16 protein-coding genes are annotated in these 18,239 nt (G+C 61.7%); 8 read left to right on the top strand and 8 right to left on the bottom strand.

The annotated features are described in order from the left end of the window. The first annotated feature begins 286 nt into the window (after window positions 1–286). From P7C00_RS07390 to P7C00_RS07405, 4 genes are all read left to right on the top strand, one after another. On the top strand, window positions 287–544 hold the full coding sequence (locus P7C00_RS07390; protein ID WP_346634997.1) for an Os1348 family RiPP precursor: 258 nt from the start codon (window positions 287–289) through the stop codon (window positions 542–544). 93 nt (window positions 545–637) lie between these two features. Continuing rightward, window positions 638–1,108 carry a GNAT family N-acetyltransferase gene (locus P7C00_RS07395; protein WP_346634996.1) on the top strand — a complete coding sequence of 157 codons (471 nt, stop codon included), beginning with the start codon at window positions 638–640 and terminating at the stop codon, window positions 1,106–1,108. A gap of 20 nt (window positions 1,109–1,128) precedes the next feature. After that, on the top strand, window positions 1,129–2,289 hold the full coding sequence (locus tag P7C00_RS07400) for an aKG-HExxH-type peptide beta-hydroxylase (protein ID WP_404938470.1): 1,161 nt from the start codon (window positions 1,129–1,131) through the stop codon (window positions 2,287–2,289). 15 nt (window positions 2,290–2,304) lie between these two features. Continuing rightward, a complete protein-coding gene (locus P7C00_RS07405) occupies window positions 2,305–4,251 on the top strand; it encodes a DUF692 family multinuclear iron-containing protein (protein ID WP_404938472.1) in 1,947 nt (648 codons plus the stop codon). A 68-nt stretch (window positions 4,252–4,319) separates the two neighbouring features. Here the strand turns inward: P7C00_RS07405 and adeC are convergent, their stop codons facing one another. The 3 genes from adeC to emhA are packed head-to-tail and all read right to left on the bottom strand — an operon-like array spanning window position 4,320 to window position 10,081. Beyond that, window positions 4,320–5,780 (bottom strand): AdeC/AdeK/OprM family multidrug efflux complex outer membrane factor, encoded by a 1,461-nt coding sequence (adeC, locus tag P7C00_RS07410; protein ID WP_346634993.1) that lies wholly within the window; start codon window positions 5,778–5,780, stop codon window positions 4,320–4,322. Next, the gene (locus tag P7C00_RS07415; protein ID WP_346634992.1) at window positions 5,777–8,920 is read right to left on the bottom strand and encodes an efflux RND transporter permease subunit; all 3,144 of its coding nucleotides are present in this window, start codon (window positions 8,918–8,920) and stop codon (window positions 5,777–5,779) included. Before P7C00_RS07415 ends, adeC begins: the two co-directional genes overlap by 4 nt. Window positions 8,921–8,923: 3 nt before the next feature. Continuing rightward, window positions 8,924–10,081, bottom strand: coding sequence for an efflux RND transporter periplasmic adaptor subunit EmhA (gene emhA / locus P7C00_RS07420; protein ID WP_346634991.1), 1,158 nt, complete (start codon window positions 10,079–10,081; stop codon window positions 8,924–8,926). A gap of 265 nt (window positions 10,082–10,346) precedes the next feature. On the opposite strand from emhA, the gene emhR reads away from it, so the two are divergent. Both emhR and P7C00_RS07430 read left to right on the top strand, forming a co-directional pair. Further along, window positions 10,347–10,979, top strand: coding sequence for an efflux system transcriptional repressor EmhR (emhR, locus tag P7C00_RS07425; protein ID WP_346635024.1), 633 nt, complete (start codon window positions 10,347–10,349; stop codon window positions 10,977–10,979). 162 nt (window positions 10,980–11,141) lie between these two features. Further along, complete coding sequence (locus tag P7C00_RS07430; protein ID WP_346634990.1) at window positions 11,142–12,026, top strand: DMT family transporter; 885 nt, start codon at window positions 11,142–11,144, stop codon at window positions 12,024–12,026. A gap of 64 nt (window positions 12,027–12,090) precedes the next feature. Here the strand turns inward: P7C00_RS07430 and P7C00_RS07435 are convergent, their stop codons facing one another. Genes P7C00_RS07435 through P7C00_RS07445 form a run of 3 tightly spaced genes read right to left on the bottom strand, consistent with a single transcriptional unit; the run spans window position 12,091 to window position 14,661 of the window. Continuing rightward, window positions 12,091–13,140, bottom strand: coding sequence for an alkene reductase (locus P7C00_RS07435; protein ID WP_404938474.1), 1,050 nt, complete (start codon window positions 13,138–13,140; stop codon window positions 12,091–12,093). A gap of 33 nt (window positions 13,141–13,173) precedes the next feature. Further along, window positions 13,174–14,340 (bottom strand): MFS transporter, encoded by a 1,167-nt coding sequence (locus P7C00_RS07440; protein ID WP_346634988.1) that lies wholly within the window; start codon window positions 14,338–14,340, stop codon window positions 13,174–13,176. Window positions 14,341–14,358: 18 nt separating this feature from the next. Beyond that, entirely contained in the window at window positions 14,359–14,661 is a 303-nt protein-coding gene (locus tag P7C00_RS07445) for an ArsR/SmtB family transcription factor (protein ID WP_404938476.1), read from the bottom strand. Between the two features lie 153 nt (window positions 14,662–14,814). Here P7C00_RS07445 and P7C00_RS07450 point away from each other — a divergent pair, with 153 nt between their 5' ends. Beyond that, window positions 14,815–15,396 (top strand): ACP phosphodiesterase, encoded by a 582-nt coding sequence (locus P7C00_RS07450; protein WP_404938478.1) that lies wholly within the window; start codon window positions 14,815–14,817, stop codon window positions 15,394–15,396. A 104-nt stretch (window positions 15,397–15,500) separates the two neighbouring features. Here the strand turns inward: P7C00_RS07450 and P7C00_RS07455 are convergent, their stop codons facing one another. Next, window positions 15,501–16,295, bottom strand: a complete 795-nt coding sequence (locus P7C00_RS07455) for a lysophospholipid acyltransferase family protein (protein WP_404938480.1) — start codon at window positions 16,293–16,295, stop codon at window positions 15,501–15,503. Then, a complete protein-coding gene (olsB, locus tag P7C00_RS07460) occupies window positions 16,295–17,050 on the bottom strand; it encodes an L-ornithine N(alpha)-acyltransferase (RefSeq protein WP_346634985.1) in 756 nt (251 codons plus the stop codon). The genes P7C00_RS07455 and olsB overlap by 1 nt, the downstream gene beginning before the upstream one ends. A gap of 140 nt (window positions 17,051–17,190) precedes the next feature. Here olsB and P7C00_RS07465 point away from each other — a divergent pair, with 140 nt between their 5' ends. After that, the gene (locus P7C00_RS07465; RefSeq protein ID WP_404938482.1) at window positions 17,191–18,069 is read left to right on the top strand and encodes an acyl-CoA dehydrogenase; all 879 of its coding nucleotides are present in this window, start codon (window positions 17,191–17,193) and stop codon (window positions 18,067–18,069) included. The last annotated feature ends 170 nt before the right edge of the window (window positions 18,070–18,239 follow it).

Consider the following 18,239-nt stretch of genomic DNA (forward strand, 5'->3'; position numbering starts at 1 on the left):
GCTGCGGGCGGCATCGGATTTTTCAATACAAGGGCTTATTGCTTTGGTTGTAAGTCATTGTCCTTGAGTGTTGCTCTTGTATAAAAGATATATGGGTAATCGCCAGTAATACTTGATATTCGGTGTTATCGATTATCGTAAAAAGGTTTAAGTGAAAGGTTTGCGCTCGCTGGAAAAGCAGGGTTGCCTTGCTATATTGAAGTTCCTCAGGGCGGATAGGGATAAGTTTTAAGTTTCGTCAGGAGAAGGATTGTTGTTGTGATTTGAATATATAAGGAGAAATACCATGGGTACTAAAGTCAATCAGGAACGCTTGGCATCGGTAGTAGGTCGCGCACTTCTGGATAAGGAGTTCGCGGCGCAGTTGCATCAGGATCCTGAAGCGGCAGCCAAAGGCATCGGTGTGCACCTGAGTGCTACCGAAGTGGGCGCAGTGAAAAGTATCGATACGGCAAAACTGACCAGCGCCGGTTCGGCGATTCGCGACAAGATTGGCGTTGCAGCAATCTTTGACACTCAACAGCAACAGGCACGCATGGACTGAGCGAGGCGTGTGCAGTCCGGTGTGTCGCACTCAAGCTTTCATGAATGCGGCACACCGGAACCGGGATTCAAGGTCATAGTGGAGTGCCTGTCCGTGTCCATCACCTTGGTGTCGATGCAGGAAGCCGACTTCAGTCGTTTCGCCCAGCGAGCCCTGGATGAGTATGCCGCCGGCATGGTGGCTGCCGGTGAGTGGCTACCGGAGCAGGCATCGTTCCAGGCTGCAGAGGTGTTCCGCCAGTTGCTTCCGCAGGGTCGTCTGAGCACGCACAACCACTTGTGGCGGGCGCTTTATGCGGGGCGGGCGGTGGGCGAGTTGTGGATCGCCGAGCGCCAGGTGGGCCCTCGACGGATTGCCTTCATCCTCGATCTCTATATCGAACCGATCGAACGTCGCCGGGGTTACGCCAGGCAGACGCTGCTGGCCGGTGAGTCGGCGGCGCGTGAGTGGGGGTGTGACGAGATGCGTTTGCATGTCTTCGGCCACAACCAAGGGGCGCGTCGTCTTTATGAACTGCTGGGCTATGAAGTCGCCAGCCTGACGATGAACAAGCCCTTGCCGTGACCTTAAGGGAAGGTTGAACCATGGACAGTGCTAACAGTAAGCAAGCAGAACTTTCCTTCGATGAACTATTTCAGGGCACTACTTTTCTCCCGGACAGTGAGCCGGAGCGATTTCTGCAGTTACAGGAACAAGTTGCAAAAAATAGATATACGATGTTTGTCGCGTTATATGCCGAACTGTCAAAGTTGTTTGCCGCTGATGCTGCGTTGAGTCCATTTTTTAAGCAGGCGCTGGATATTATTCTGTCTGCGCCAAGTGCTCGCTCCAAACTTGTTGGACATCCAGTGTTTCAGATCTGGAGTATTCTGACATTTCGCGATGTCAACTATCTGTTGACTGGAAAGACGCAGGATGAGGGTGAAGTTAAAGCCAGGCTCCTGGAGTTTGCGCCAGTACTGCAACGGATCGAAGCTTCGCAGGATGCACAGGTCGATGAGCAATACCCGCCGGTTTATCGATTCGATGTCGACCCGTTGATCACCCAGGTCACGCCGCCCAGTTATGACTATCCGCCAGATGAACTGACCCAGCGTCAGCTGGAGAAGGCGGGTTACTCCAAAGCCTTTTTCAAGGACGTCATGCAGCTTGCCCTGCAGCGGATCAAGCATACCTGGCCGGCCTGTCATGAACAGTGGCAGGTGCTGGTCAAGGCCGTGTGCTATTTACCCGACGGCAGTTTTCGCAGTTGCTCGGCGTCCCGTTATACCGGGGTGATCCTGCTATCGAGCCGGGACAACTCGATACTCGACATGGAAGAGTCGCTGGTGCATGAAGCGACCCACCAGTTGCTGTACAACATCGTCGAAGTCGCCGCGGTGGTTGAGCCCCACGCCTCCAAGGAGGCCCTGTACACCTTGCCCTGGTCGGGGCAGCAGCGTGACTTGTATGGCTACTTCCATGCCTTTTACGTCTACATCGCCCTGGTCAAGTACCTGGAGCGGGTCCAGGCCCGTCCGGCGGAGGAAATGCGCCGGGCCGAGCAGCGCATGCTGTTTATCCTGCGGGGGTTGAGCAAGGCGCTGGCGGATTTCGAAACCGCGTCGGGTTTCACCGCGCAAGGGCGAGAACTGCTGGGCAACCTGATGCAAGAGGTGCATCGGCTGGAGCGGCGTCATGCCGGATTGCTGAGTCGGGGCGCGGGGGCCAGCACCGTTGCGGCGCCCCTGCACATGACGGCCTGAGCCGGGGAGGCGGACATGCAAAACTTCGATTCTTCGCGTTTCCCGGAAGCCGGGGTAGGGCTGGAATACCATTTGCCGCAGGGTGCCGGGGCTGAACCAGGCGGGCTTGATCCCACCATCGAGCGGATCCTGGGTGAAGGGCTGCCGTACTTCGATTACCTGGAATTCCAGCCCACCCACTGCATTCTGCAGCCGCGGCTGAACGAGCTGGGCGGACGGGTGCCGGTGCTGCTGCACTCCTCCAGCCTGTCCCTGGGCAGCGTCGGCATCGAGATGGACCGGGAGTTTTTGCACATGACTCGCCGTCTGTGCGACCGGACCTCATCCCCCTGGCTGGCGGAGCATATTTCCTGGTCACGGTTTCAGGGGGGCGATACCCAGCATTTCATTTTGCCGAGCCTGGCCCGTGAAGTGGCCGATACGGTGGTGGCCAACGCCATCGAGCTGCAGGCCTTCACCCGGACCCCCCTGGTGCTTGAGAACGCCCCTCGGCTGTTTTCCATGGACATTGGCCAGGAACTTTCCGAAGGCGGGTTCATTTGCAGTGTGGTCGAGCGCAGTGACAGTGGCTTTCTCCTGGACCTGGACAGTGCCATCAGCACCGCCAGGGCCCTGGGCTACGACTTGCGCGATTACCTGCGGTCGTTGCCGCTGCAGCGTTTGATCGAGGTGCATATCGGCGATCCGCGGCGCGACTGGGACATCCTGCGCCAACTCTTGCAGTGTGCGCCGCTCAAGGCCGTCACCATCGAGTGGGACATTGCCGATCGAGCCGAGGACCCGCAGTTGTCGGCGCTGATCAAGGAGATCAAGGCCCTGCGGCCCGAGCCTCTGTTCTGGCAGGCCGCGTCTGTATCCAGTGCGCCGGCTCCGGCAGCCGCTGCGGTGGATGGCCGGACCTTGTTCCAACTGCGGCCGGGGACCTGGCTCGGTTTTGCCCATCAGTCCTTTTCCCTGCGCGATCGCCGGCGCGACCTGGACCTGGAGTTGTCGACGGAGTTTCTGCCATTGGTGCGGCACTTTCTCTGCCCACGGTCCCTGGACAGCGCACTCTTGCTACCCGGCGCGTTGCAGGACGAGAGCCTGGCGGTGCTCCAGGAACTGATTGATTTGGGGCTGTTGCAGCCCGGGCAGTCCCAGGGCCTCGCCGAGCCCGAGGAGGCCGGCGATATCTGGGCCCACTGGCAGGACGCCCTGGATTTCTACCTGGGGACTCGCACCCAAACCGCTACGCCCTACATCAGCGTGGCGCAGATGGAAGAGCAACTGGCGGGCAAGGCCTTGCAGCAGCGTCAGCCGTCGGCCTTCAAGGACTACTTTTCACACCCGTTCCTTGCCCTGGACAATCCTCTGCTGGCACCTGCACAGGTGCTTGGCCAGCGGAACCTGCTGGATGCCCTGAACGATCGCGAGACTTGCCGGACCTTCGACGGTTCGCCCTTGAGCGCCCGGCAGTTGTCCCAGCTGCTGTATTACACCTGGGGTGCCAGCCAGATGCGTCGCAACCCCATGGGCGACTTTTTCCTGAAGAAAACCTCGGCTTCCGGCGGCTCCCTGCATGCCATCGAGGTCTATCCGATCCTGCTCAATGTGCAGGGCTTCGAGGCGGGCTTGTATCACTATTCGGTGCGCCGGCACGGGCTCGAACTGCTGTCGCGAGAGGACCCGAGGGCGTGGATTGGCGCGGCTTGTGGTGAGCAGGACTGGATCAGCAAGGCCGCCGTGGTGTTTCTGTCCACCGCGCGGCTCGAGCGCCTGGCCTGGAAGTACCCGGGCAGCCGGGCCTTGCGCGTGGCGTTGATGGACTGTGGCCACCTGAGCCAGAGCTTCGCCCTGGTGGCCACGGCACTGGGGCTCAAGAGCTGCACCACGGCGGCCTTGCGCGACGAGACTTTCGAAAACCGACTGGGCCTGGATTACCTGCGCGAGCCGGTGTTCCTGCTCAATGGTGCCGGCGGTTGAGGGGAGGGCGCGGCGAGGCATAAAAAAACCCACCGTCAGGTGGGTTTTTCATACAGACAGGCTGTGCTTCAGAACAGGTGCAGCGCCGGGGCCTTTTCAGCCAGTGGCTCGTTCTTCGCGGTCTGTTCGCTCCAGCCGCCGCCGAGGGCCTTGTACAGGTTGACCTCGCTGGTCAACTGCGACAGGCGATCGGTGATCAAGGCCTGCTGGGCACTGAACAGCGAGCGCTGGGCGTCGAGGAAGGTCAGGTTGCTGTCGACCCCGATGCGATAGCGACGCTCGGCCAGGCGGTAGTAGTCCTGGTTGGCGTTGACGAAGTCACGCTGGGCCTGCAACTGCTGGTTGTAGGTCTGGCGTGCGGCCAAGCCATCGGAGACTTCCTGGAAGGCCGTCTGGATGGACTTCTCGTACTGCGCGACGGTGATGTCTTTCTGGATCTTCGAGTAGTCCAGGCTGGCTCGCAGGCTGCCGGCGTTGAAGATCGGCAGATTGATCTGCGGCTGGAACAGCCAGGTCCCCGAACCGCCCTTGAACAGGCCGGACAGATCCGGGCTCAAGGTGCCGGCGTTGGCCGTCAGGCTGATGCTCGGGAAGAACGCCGCCCGCGCCGCGCCGATATTGGCGTTGGCCGCTTTCAGCTTGTACTCGGCTTCGAGGATGTCCGGACGCCGTTGCAGCAGCTCCGACGGCAAGCCCGCCGGCAGATCGCTCAGCAGGTCGGCCGCCAGCGGCTGGGCCTTCGGCAGATTGGCCGGAATCGCCGCACCCAGCAGCAGGGTCAGGCTGTTTTCGTCCTGGGCCACCTGGCGGGTGTAACGGGCCAGTTGCACCCGGGCGTTTTCCACCGAGGTCCGCGACTGGCTCAGGTCCAGGGCCGACGCCACGCCCACTTCGTTGCTGCGCGAGGTCAGCCGGTAGCTTTCCTCGTAGGCACCGAGGGTGTCCTGGGTCAGTTTCAGCAGCTCCTTGTCGGCCTGCCAGGTCATGTAGGCATTGGCCACGCTGGCCACCAGGCTGATCTGGGTGCTGCGCCGGGCCTCTTCGCTGGAGAAGTAGGTCTGCAGGGCTTGCTCGCTCAGGCTGCGAACCCGGCCGAACAGGTCCAGTTCGTAGGCGCTGACGCCCACGGTGGCCGAGTACTGGCTGGTGATCCCGGCTTCGCCGGTCTGCGACATGCGTGCCGGAGTACGCTGGCGGCTGCCGCTGGCGTTGGCCGACACCGCAGGGAACAGGTCAGCCCGCTGGATCTGGTACTGCGCAGCGTAGGCGTCGATGTTCAGCGCCGCGACCCTGAGGTCGCGGTTGTTTTCCAGAGCGGTCTGGATCAGCTGCTGCAGCGCCGGGTCATGGAAGAACTGCCGCCAGCCCTGTTCGGCGGCCGCCACGTTGGCGGCCTCCTTGGGCGAGTAGGCAGGGCCTTGCGGGAATTGCGCCGCCACCGGCGCTTGCGGTCGCTGATAATCCGGTATCAGCGAGCAACCACTTAGCGCAATGGCGGTGATTGCCAGGGAGAGTAGCGACTTGCTCATTGGCCAGCCTCATTAGGAGTTGCAGTAGTTTCTGATTGGTCCGCTTTCCTGCGGCCCATGGACGACACGGTGACGAAGAACAATGGCACCCAGAAGATCGCCAGGATCGTCGCGGTGAGCATACCGCCGATGACCCCGGTACCGATCGCATGCTGGCTGCCCGAGCCGGCGCCGGTGGAGATGGCCAGTGGCACAACCCCGAGGACGAAGGCCAGGGAGGTCATGATGATCGGCCGCAGACGCATGCGGCAGGCTTCCACCGCGGCGTCCACCAGGGAGCGGCCCTGCTCGTGCAGTTCCTTGGCGAACTCGACGATCAGAATGGCGTTTTTCGCCGCCAGGCCGATGGTCACCAACAGTCCCACCTGGAAGTACACGTCGTTGGACAGACCCCGCAGGCTGGTGGCCATCAGTGCACCGATGATCCCCAGAGGTACCACCAGCATGACCGCGATCGGAATCGACCAGCTTTCATACAGGGCGGCCAGACACAGGAACACCATCAGCAGGGACAAGGCATACAGCGCAGGTGCCTGGGAGCCCGACAGACGTTCCTCGTAGGACAGGCCGGTCCAGGAAATGCCCACACCCGGCGGCAGCTTGGCGGCAATGGCTTCTACTTCGGCCATGGCCTCACCGGTACTGTAGCCAGGGGCTGGAGCACCGAGGACTTCCATGGCTTCCACGCCGTTGTAACGGGCCAGTTTCGGCGAACCGTAGATCCACTCGCCCTTGGCGAAGGAGGAGAACGGCACCATGGTCCCGGCACTGTTGCGTACGTACCACTTCTTCAGGTCTTCAGGGCTCATGCGAGCACCGGCCTGACCCTGGATGTAGACCTTCTTCACTCGACCGCGGTCGATGAAGTCGTTGACGTAGCTACTGCCCAGGGCAATCGACAGGGTGTTGTTGATATCGGTGAGGGTCACGCCCAGGGCACTGGCGCGCTCGTCATCGATGGTCAACTGATACTGCGGTTCATCGTTCAGGCCGTTCGGACGCACCTGGGACAGCACTTTGCTCTGGGCGGCCATGCCGAGGAACTGGTTGCGTGCAGCCATGAGTTTCTCGTGGCCGATACCGGCGCGGTCCTGGAGGAACACGTCGAAACCGGTGGCGTTACCCAACTCCAGTACGGCCGGAGGGGCGAAGGCGAACACCATCGCGTCACGGAAGCTGAAGAAGTGCTGCTGGGCGCGGTTCGCCAGGTTGAACACGCTGTTTTCCGCGGAACGTTCGCCCCAGGGCTTGAGCATGATGAAGGCCATGCCCGAGCTCTGGCCGCGACCGGCAAAGTTGAAGCCGTTTACGGTGAACACCGAGGCAACGGTGTCCTTTTCCTTGTCCAGCAGGTAGGCGCGCATTTCATCGACTACCACCTGGGTCCGTTCGGCACTGGAACCGGCTGGGGTCTGCACCTGGGCGAACAGAACGCCCTGGTCTTCTTCCGGCAGGAACGCGGTCGGGATGCGGGTGAACAGCCAGATCATGCCCAGGACGATCAATACATAGGCCAGCAGGTACGGGACCTTGTGGCGCAGCATGTTGCCGACGCCGCGCTCGTAGCTTTTCACGCTGCGATCGAAGGTACGGTTGAACCAGCCGAAGAAGCCCCGCTTCTCGTGATTCTGCCCCGCAACCACAGGCTTGAGCATTGTGGCGCACAGGGCCGGGGTGAAGATCAGGGCCACCAGCACCGACAGGGCCATGGCCGAAACCACGGTGATCGAGAACTGCTTGTAGATCACGCCTGTGGAGCCGCTGAAGAAGGCCATCGGCAGCAGTACCGCGGACAGCACCAGGGCGATACCCACCAGGGCTCCCTGGATCTGGCCCATGGATTTCTTCGTTGCTTCCTTGGGTGACAGGCCTTCCTCGTGCATCACCCGTTCGACGTTTTCCACCACGACGATGGCGTCGTCCACCAGCAAGCCGATGGCCAGCACCATGCCGAACATGGTCAGGGTATTGATGCTGAAACCGGCCGCCGCGAGGATGCCGAAGGTCCCCAGCAACACCACCGGTACCGTCATGGTGGTGATCACCGTGGCGCGGAAGTTCTGCAGGAACAGGAACATCACCAGGAACACCAGGACGATCGCTTCCACCAGGGTTTCAACCACACCCTTGATGGATTCGGTCACCACTGGCGTGGTGTCGTACGGGAACACCACCTTCATGCCTTGCGGGAAGAAGGGTTCCAGGTCGCTGATGGTCTTGCGCAGCGCCTTGGCGGTGTCCAGGGCGTTGGCGCCGTTGGCCAGTTTCACCGCCAGACCGGAAGCCGGCTTGCCGTTGAACTGGGCGCTGATGGCGTAGTTCTCGCCGCCAAGCGCGACGTCGGCGACGTCACCCAGACGTACTTGCGAACCGTCCTTGTTGACCTTCAGCAGGATTGCCTTGAACTGCTCGGCAGTCTGCAGGCGGGTCTTGCCGATGATGGTGGCGTTCAACTGCTGGCCGGGCAGGGCGGGCAGGCCGCCGAGCTGGCCGGAGGAAACCTGAACGTTCTGCGCGGCAACCGCGGTCTTCACGTCCACCGGGGTCATGTTGAAGTTGTTCAGCTTGGCCGGGTCGAGCCAGATCCGCATGGCGTACTGGGCACCGAACACCTGGAAGTCACCCACACCCGCGGTCCGCGAGATCGGGTCCTGCATGTTCGACACGATGTAGTTCGACAGGTCGTCCTTGGACATGCTGCCGTCCTCGGAAACCACGCCGATCACCAGCAGGAAGTTCTTCACCGCCTTGGTCACGCGGATACCCTGTTGCTGCACTTCTTGAGGCAGCAGCGGGGTGGCCAGGTTGAGCTTGTTCTGCACCTGTACCTGCGCGGTGTCCGAGTTGGTGCCCTGCTCGAAGGTCGCGGTGATGGTCATGCTGCCGTCGGAGTTACTCTCCGAGGACACGTAACGCAGGTTGTCGATACCGTTGAGCTGCTGTTCGATCACCTGGACCACGGTGTCCTGCACGGTCTGTGCAGAAGCGCCTGGGTAGGTCACGGAGATCGCAATCGCCGGAGGGGCGATGCTCGGGTACTGGTTGATCGGCAATTTGAGGATCGATAGAGCCCCGACCAACATGATCACCAGGGCAATTACCCAGGCGAAAATCGGACGGTCGATAAAAAATTTCGACATGGTTTACTCCCCTTTGCCGCCTGCAGCTTTGTCAGTTGCCTGTGCAGGGGCCGGGTTCTTCGCTGCTACGTTGGTTGCTTCGCTGGCCTTGACTTCAATGCCTGGCTTGACGAATTGCAGACCTTCGGTGATCAGACGGTCACCGGCTTTCAGGCCATCTTCCACCAGCCACTGGCTACCGACGGTGCGGCTGGCCTTGAGCTGGCGCAGCTCGACCTTGTTGTCCGGGCCAACCACCAGAGCGGTCGGAGTGCCTTTCAGGTCGCGGGTCACGCCTTGTTGTGGCGCCAGGATCGCTGCACTGTTCACCCCGGCTTGCAGCTGGGCGTGGACGAACATGCCCGGCAGCAGAGTGTGCTGAGGGTTGGGGAACACGGCGCGCAGGGTCACCGAGCCGGTGCTTTCATCCACCGAGACTTCGGAGAACTCCAGCTTGCCTTCGAGCTTGTACTGGCTGCCGTCTTCCAGGGTCAGTTTGACCTTGGCGGCGTTGTCGCCAACTTTTTGCAGGCGACCGCTTTCCAGCTCGCGGCGCAGCTCCAGCAACTCAACCGAGGACTGGGTGACGTCGACATAGATCGGGTCCAACTGCTGGATCACCGCCATGGCATCGGCCTGGCCGTTGCTGACCAGAGCGCCTTCGGTCACCGAGGAACGGCCAATGCGGCCGGTCAAAGGCGACAGCACCTTGGTGTAGCGCAGGTTGATCTGGGCGCTTTGCAGGGAGGCTTCCGATTGCAGACGGTTGGCCACGGCGGTGTCGTATTCCTGACGGCTTACGGCTTGCTCGTTGACCAATTGCTTGTAGCGATCGGAAATCGACTGTGTGGACTGCAGATTAGCCTGAGCACTCTTCAGCGTTGCCTCGTAGATCGACGGATCGATCTGATAAAGCTGCTGACCTTCCTTAACATCTCCGCCTTCTTTGAACAGACGCTTGAGAATGATCCCGTTTACCTGTGGGCGAACTTCGGCGATGCGGAACGCGGTGGTCCGGCCCGGGAGTTCGGAAGTCAAGGTAAAGGCTTGTGGTTGCAGGGTGACGACGCCGACCTGAGGGGCTTGAGGGGCTGGTGCCGCCTCTTCCTTTTTACATCCGCTGAGCAGCGATGCCAGGGCGACGGCAGTGACCAGAGCGGTAACAGCTGGCTTGAGTTGCATGAAGATCCTCGGGTCAGGCACGCAAGATGCGCACAAGAAAAGTGGAAGGGTAAAAAGAGTTGGCTGAGTGGATTAGTAGCTTGCTAAGGAATATACTTACGTTCATGGTTGTTTGTAAATACCCTGGCGGCGTACCCATCCGGTTACAAAAGCCCCTGTAGGTGTTGAATTGTAGGCTGGGCAAACGGCACTCGAGATGCCGTTCCATATTTATTCAGAAGGTCTTCACGCATCGCTGAAAGATCCTGATCGAGGTTTTACTGCCATGGTCCGTCGTACCAAAGAGGAAGCTCAAGAAACCCGCAGCCAGATACTCGAGGCCGCCGAAAAGGCCTTTTACGAGCGTGGCGTGGCGCGTACCACCCTGGCCGATATCGCGGCACTGGCGGGGGTGACGCGGGGTGCCATTTATTGGCACTTCAGCAATAAGGCCGATCTGGTGCAGGCCATGCTCGACAGCCTGCGTGAACCCTTGGATGAGATGGCTGCCGCCAGTGAAAATGTAGATGAAATGGATCCGTTGGGCTGGATGCGCAAGCTGCTCATTCATTTGTTTCATCAAGTTGCCCTGGACCCGAAAACCCGACGCATTAATGAAATTCTGTTTCATAAGTGCGAATTCACCGATGAAATGTGCGATCTGCGTCGCCAACGTCGCGCCGCCAGCCTGGACTGCAACCTGCGTATCGAGCTTGCGCTGACCAATGCAGTGAATCGTGGGCAATTGCCCGAAAACCTCGACACGATGCGGGCGGCTATCAGCATGCGCGCCTTTATCGATGGCATCCTTTATCAATGGCTGCTGGCCCCTGACAGCTTCGCTCTGCACACCGAGGCAGAGCGCTGGATCGACATCGGGCTGGATATGCTGCGCTTGAGCCCGAGCCTCCGTCATTAAGACAAAATGCGTAATTGAGTCCAGTTGTGTCAAGATTTACGGCGAGGGAGATTCATTCCAGCGCTCGCCAGATCGCGATGGGGTGCTTTTATATACGGGCTGGCTGCATCTTGATAGATAGCGAGCTACGTATTTTGTAGGGATTTTGTTGCGGGTGTGTGAATGAGTGTGAACCCTTCACCGTTCAAAGGCGCAGAACAGCCAATCAAGGGTATCGCCCTGATTTGTCTGGCGGTTCTGCTCTTCGCCAGTCACGACACGCTGTCCAAATACCTCTCGGCCTTTTACCCCATCGTCATGGTGGTCTGGGCGCGTTATGTGGTTCATACGCTGCTGATGCTGGTGGTGTTCGTCCCCCGCAGCGGCTTTTCCGCGGTGGTGCGAACCAAGCGTCCCGGCCTGCAACTGCTCCGGGCCTTGTGTCTGATCGGCACCAGCCTGCTGTTCACCACCGGCCTGCGCTATATCCCCCTGGCGGAAGCCACCGCGGTCAACTTCCTTGCGCCCTTGCTGGTCACGGCCTTGTCCGTGCCGTTCCTGGGCGAGCGGGTCAGCCGCGGGCAATGGCTGGCGGTGCTCGCGGGCTTCGTCGGGGTGCTGATCGTGGTGCGTCCCGGTGGCGTACTCTTCACTCCGGCGATCCTGCTGCCCCTGGGCTCGGCGCTGTGCTTCGGCTTTTATCAGTTGCTCACCCGCAAGCTCAGCGGCATCGACAGCCCCACCACCAGCAACTTCCTGACCGGGATCTTCAACAGCCTGATCATGAGTGCGTTGTTGCCGTTCTTCTGGAGCACGCCGAGCTTTGTCCACGGCTTGTTCATGATCGGCCTCGGCACCTGCGGCATGCTTGGCCATATGCTGCTGACCCAGGCCTTCCGCCATGCCGCGCCGGCAATGCTGGCGCCGTTCAGCTACGGGCAGATTCTGTTCGCCGGCCTGTATGGCTACCTGATCTTCGGTCATACCCCAGACAGCTATGGCCTGATCGGCATCGCGGTGATCTGCCTGAGCGGCCTGGCGGTGGCCTGGACGCAACGCAAGCGCTGATCCCGGCGCTCACAAAAAAGCCCCGGCTCGCGAGAGTCGGGGCTTTTTATTTACCGATCCAGGCTTACAGCGTCGGATAGTCGATGTAACCGACCGGGCCCTTGCCGTAGAAAGTTTGCGGATGCGCCTCGTTCAACGGGGCGTCGGCCTTCAGGCGGGCCGGCAGGTCCGGGTTGGCAATGAAGGGCACGCCGAACGCCACGGCGTCAGCCTTGCCGGCGGCCAGCCAGGCATTGGCACTGTCCTTGGTGAAACGCTCGTTGGCGATGTAGGGGCCGCCGAAGGCCGCTTTCAGCTGCGGACCCAGGCTGTCAGCGCCTTCTTTCTCGCGGGAGCAGATAAAGGCGATGCCGCGTTTGCCCAGCTCGTGGGCTACATAAGTGAAGGTCTCCGCCAGGTTGTCGTCGCCCATATCATGGGAGTCGGCACGGGGTGCCAGGTGCACGCCCACTCGGCCGGCGCCCCAGATGTCGATGGCGGCGTCGGTGACTTCCAGCAGCAGGCGGGCACGGTTCTCCAGGGAGCCACCGTACTGGTCGGTGCGCTGGTTGGTGCTGCTTTGCAGGAACTGGTCCAGCAGGTAGCCGTTGGCGCCGTGGATTTCCACACCGTCAAAACCGGCGGCCTTGGCGTTTTCCGCACCGACCCGGTAAGCGTCGACGATGTCGGCGATCTCAGCGGTTTCCAGGGCGCGCGGGGTTGGGTAGTCGGCCAGTGGACGCACCAGGCTGACATGGCCCTTGGGCTGGATGGCGCTTGGCGCCACTGGCGTTTCACCGTCCAGGTAGGACGGGTGGGAAATCCGGCCCACGTGCCACAGCTGTAGGAAGATCTTGCCGCCGGCGCCGTGCACCGCCTTGGTCACGTTGGACCAGCCACGCACCTGGTCGTTGGACCAGATGCCGGGAGTGTCCGGGTAGCCCACGCCCATTGGGGTCACCGAGGTGGCCTCGCTGAGGATCAGGCCAGCGGAAGCCCGCTGCACGTAGTACTCGGCCATCAGTGCATTGGGTACGCGGCCAGCGTCGGCGCGGCAGCGGGTCAGCGGCGCCATGATGATGCGGTTGGACAGCTCGAGGTCGCCGATCTTGATCGGATCAAAGATAGTGGTCATGGAATGCAGCCTTCTATATAGGAAAGAAACGGGTCAGTGGGTCGCAGGGGCCAGTTCGGCGTTGCCGCCCTGGCGAAAGGTAATCAACGTCACCAGCAGGGCCAGGATCGCCAGGACCGCCGCCGCCAGTGGCACGCTGGTCAGGCCGAAACCGTGGGCGATGACGCTGCCGCCGACCCAGGCGCCCAGGGCGTTGCCGATGTTGAAGGCGCCGATGTTCAGGGTCGAAACCAGGTTGGGGGCAGCCTTGCCGAAGGTCACCACATTGACCTGCAGCGCCGGTACCGCGGCAAACGAAGCGGTGGCCCAGAGGAACAGGGTGATCTCGGTGGGAATCAGCGCCACGCTGGTCCAGGTCAGCACGGTGGAGACCACGGCCATGGCCGCGAACACGCCGATCAAGGTGGCCCCCAGGCGCTTGTCCGCCAGCTTGCCGCCGATGATGTTGCCCAGGGTCAGGCCCAGGCCGATCAGCAGCAGGGTCCAGGTCACGCCCTGGGGCGAGACGCCGGTGACGTCGCCGAGCAGCGGCGCAACGTAGGTGAAGAGGGTGAACATCGACGCGGCAAACAGTGCGGTCATGCTCAGGGACAGCCAGATCCCCGCGCCCTTGAGGGCTGCCAGTTCCGCACGCATGTCGAGTTTTTCCTCATCGCGCTTGGCCGGCAGGAAGCGCAGCAGGCCGATCAGCGCCACTACACCGATTACCGTCACCGCCCAGAAGGTCGAACGCCAGCCGGCTGCCTGACCCAGGGCGGTACCCAGGGGCACGCCGAGTACATTGGCCAGGGTCAGGCCGGTAAACATCAGGGCCACGGCCGAGGCGCGCTTGTTGGCGGGCACCAGGCCGGCAGCCACCACTGAACCAATACCGAAGAAGGCACCGTGGCACAGCGCAGTGATCACCCGGGCGAACATCAGCACGTTGTAATCACTGGCCAGTGCACACAGCAGGTTGCCGACAATGAAGATCCCCATCAGCGCCACCAGGGCTGCCTTGCGCGGCAGGCGTGCGGTGGCCAGGGCCATGAACGGCGCGCCGATGGCCACGCCCAGGGCGTAGCCGGTAACCAGCCAGCCGGCGCCGGGAATCGACACCCCGAGGTCCGCCGCCACATCGGGCAAAAGCCCCATGATGACGAACTCGGTGGTGCCGATGGCGAAGGCACTCAAGGCCAGGATGATGAGTGAAAGGGGCATTGTCGGGTCCTTGTCAGATCAGAGCTGTTGGCTCATTTGCTTGAGGAACTGCTGGATGACTTCCTCATTGCGTTTGAAAAAATGCCATTGGCCGACTTTCCGGCTGCTGATCAGGCCTGCACGTTGCAAGGTGGCGAGGTGGGCGGAGACGGTCGACTGCGACAGGCCGCAGCGTTGATCGATCTGTCCGGCACAGACGCCGTGCTCATTGCTGTGAGCCTGATCGGGAAATTCGACTGTCGGGTCTTTCAGCCAGTGCAGGATTTCCCTGCGAACCGGATGTGCCAGGGCTTTTATTATTTCGTCGAGGTCGAGGGACATGGCGGTGCTCGTTTTCCATAAAACGTTGTATCGCGATGAAGCGAAATTTAAATCGTTATTTCGCGATATACCAATATGATTTTGGTCTTAAATCATTACTTATCGGTATATCGAGTTATAACGATATGTTGGGCGCAGTGCTAAGCTGCGCAAATGAATTATCTCGCACATCTGCACCTTGGCGGCCAGCGCCCGGGTCAATTACTCGGCAGCCTGTATGGCGATTTCGTCAAAGGGCGCCTGCAAGGGCAGTTTGCCCCCGAGGTCGAGGCGGCGATCCAGCTGCATCGGCGCATCGATACCTACACCGACAGCCATCCTCTGGTGGCGGCGGCACTGTCGCGTTTCTCCCTGACCCGACGGCGTTACGCCGGCATCGTCATCGACGTGTTTTTCGACCACTGCCTGGCCCGGGATTGGCAGCATTACGCCGATCGCCCCTTGCCGCTGTTCACTGCCGAGGTGTATCGGGTGCTGGCGGCCGAACCGCAGTTGCCAGCGCGCCTGGCGCAGATTGCGCCCTATATGGCGGCGGATGACTGGCTGGGTTCCTATCGCGAATTTGCGGTGCTGGAGCAGGTGTTGCGAGGGATTGCCCGGCGCCTGTCACGGCCAGAGGAACTGACCGCGGCGATGGGCGAGTTGGAGCGGCTGTATCAGCCGTTGAGCGAAGATTTTCGTGCCTTCTACCCGCAGTTGCAGGCATTCGCCGCGCAGCACACCCAGTTACCCTGACGAACGTTCCCCCGGTAGGAGCTGGCTTGCCAGCGAAGGCGCCTTCATGAATGACGCCAGGCTTGAAGGCCTTTTCGCCGGCAAGCCGGCTCCTACAGAGAGTTTCAGGCGGCGACCAGTTCGCCGTTGTGGCGTGGTTCGGCGGGCTGTACGACATCACCGAACAGGGCTTTGTGCACCGCTTGCTGGGCCTGGAAGGCCAGCGCCGCACGTTCCTGGCCCTGGCAGGCAATGGGCTTGAGCACATGGATTTCCACTCGGCCCTGATCGTTGGCAAATAGCCGCATCAGGTGCGAGAGCAGGTCGTCGTCGCCAATGAAGGGGGCCAGGGTGTCGATCTGGCCATCGCGCAAATAACGGATCGCCACGGGTTGCAGGGATACCTCGGCATCGATGGCGCTGGCCAGCAGGCGTCCGTGGAAGGTGCGCAGGCCACGGCCGTCGGTGGTGGTGCCTTCGGGAAACAGCAGCAGCGGGTGCTGCTCCTGCAGGTGGCGGGTCATTTGCTTGCGGATCAACTGGCTGTCACCGGCCCCACGACGGATGAACAAGCTACCGGCTTTGGCCGCCAGCCAGCCCGCCACCGGCCAGGTGCGCACTTCGGCTTTGGACAGAAAGGACAGCGGCGTGAGCATGCCCAGCAGCGGAATATCGGTCCAGGACACGTGATTGCTGACCCAGAGCATCGGCTGGCGAGGCAACTCGCCGTGCACCGTGACCCGGAACGGCAGGGCATTGCTCAGGCGTGCCATGAAGAACCGTGACCAGCGCTGGCGCCGGACCATGGAATGGGCAACACCCAGGCGCTCCAGCAGGCCAAAGATGCTGGCCATGCTCAGGCCCAGCGCCACCACCAGCAGTACCCGGGCGATGCGCCCGTAGACCCGCAACCGGCGCATCAGACCGCCGCCTTGAAGTGCCGGGCATACCGCGGGCACAGCTCGTCGCGCTTGAGCAGGATGAACACGTCGGCCACCTGGAAGTCCTGGTCCCAGCAGGGTTCGCCGCAGATCTTCGCCCCCAGGCGCATGTAGGCCTTGAGCAATGGCGGCATCTCGGCGATGACATTGGAAGGGATGTCCAGGCTGGGCAGCGGGTTCTTCGGCTCGGCCCGCAGGTGTTCGGTACTCAGGTAACGCTCCCGCAGTCGCTGCATGATGGCCTGGGCCTGGATGCCGCCGTCCTGCATCGGAATGCTGGCGCACCCCATCAGGTAGCTGTAGCCGCCCTGATTGAGCACTTCCGCCAGCTCGCCCCAGAGCACGGCGATGGTGCCGCCGTTGCGATAGGCCGGGTCGACACAGGTGCGGCCGATTTCCAGGATGGGGCCCTTGAGGTGCGTCAGGCCGTGCAGGCTGAACTCTTCCTCGCTGTAGAAACGTCCCAGGCTGCTGGCGGCCTGATGGTCCAGCAGGCGGGTGGTGGCTACCAGGCGCCCGGTGTTCAGGTCGCGGACACCGATATGGCTGCAGTGAACGTCATAGTCATCCATGTCCAGACCCAGTTCCGCGCCCTTGAGCTTGGCGTTGAACTCGCCGCTGAAGACGTTGAAACGCAGGGCCTGGGCTTCCTGCAGGGCCTGGGCGCCGATCAGGCGTTCGGCTTGCAGGCGGCGTTCAGTGCCGGTGTCGCTGATGCGGGCGATCTGAGTCATTGTGAATCTCCGTGCGGGCTACCGACCCGCCTTGGGTTGCAGCCAATCGACTTTGTTGTGCAAAGTCAGGCTATGTAGCCCCGGTGTCATCGCCATGAAGCTTTGGTGATGCTTATATGACAGCCCCTGAGGATCTTCGAATGCCCTGGCAAGCCCTGCTCGAGAGCCGTGAACGACTGCCCGTCAACCCCGATCTGGCCGAGGGCTACGGGGCTTTGCTGGCCCATTTGGGCAGCGTTACGCCCTTCGAACTGGCGGTGCTCGGGGGCCGCCTGATGGAGACTCCGGGGCTGGCGTTCCTGGTGGGCTACCAGGCAGCATTGCGCATGTTGTGGCCCAGTGCGCCGCAAAGCCTGGGGGCTTTGTGCGCGACCGAACGCCGCAGCCTGCGCCCGGCGGACATGCAGACCCGGCTGGAGGATCTGCGCCTGCAAGGGCGCAAGGATTTCGTGACCGCCGGTGATGCTGCCGACTGGCTGTTGGTGGCGGCGCGCAGCGAGGCCCCGGGTGAGCGGGCAGCATTGCGCCTGACCGTGGTCTATGCCGGAGAGCCTGGGGTCAAGGTCCAGACCCTGCCGGCCATCGCCCTGATGCCGGAGATCAGCCACGGCTGCCTGTTGCTGGAAAACGCCGCCTGCGAACTGCTGGCCGGCGATGGCTGGGAAGCCTATGTCAAACCCTTCCGCACCCTGGAGGACATCTATGTCCTGAGCGCCATGCTCGCCTGGCTGTATGGCGTGGGGCAGGACAGTGGCTGGCCGCAGCCCTTGCAACTGCAGTTGCTGGGATTGCTTGCGGGCTGTGCCGAAGTCAGTCGGCAGAATCCTTCCTTGAGTGGCGGGCACATTCTATTGGGTGGTTTGTTCACGCAGTTCCAGGTATTGCGGCCTGAAATCGACGCCGCCTTCGCCAATGGCCCTGAGCGTTGGCGCAGCCAATGGTCCCGGGACCAGGCCCTGCTGGACCTGGCTGCCAGCGCCCGGGAGCAACGCCTGGCCAAAGCCCTGGCCTCGTTTTAGCAACGGCGCCCCCTTGCGTAGGAGCCGGCTTGCCAGCGAAGGGGCCGGATGGTTTTGCACAAGGCTTGATGCTCCCTACGCCAGCCAGTGCCAACAAACGAGGGCGCTTGCAGTGAAACTGTCATCCGCCTCAACTAGGCTCGGCCACTGACGTCATTCGAGGCTCATCC

Origin of the sequence: Pseudomonas sp. JDS08PS003, assembly GCF_045013505.1 — a bacterium.
Classification (GTDB): domain Bacteria; phylum Pseudomonadota; class Gammaproteobacteria; order Pseudomonadales; family Pseudomonadaceae; genus Aquipseudomonas; species Aquipseudomonas protegens_B.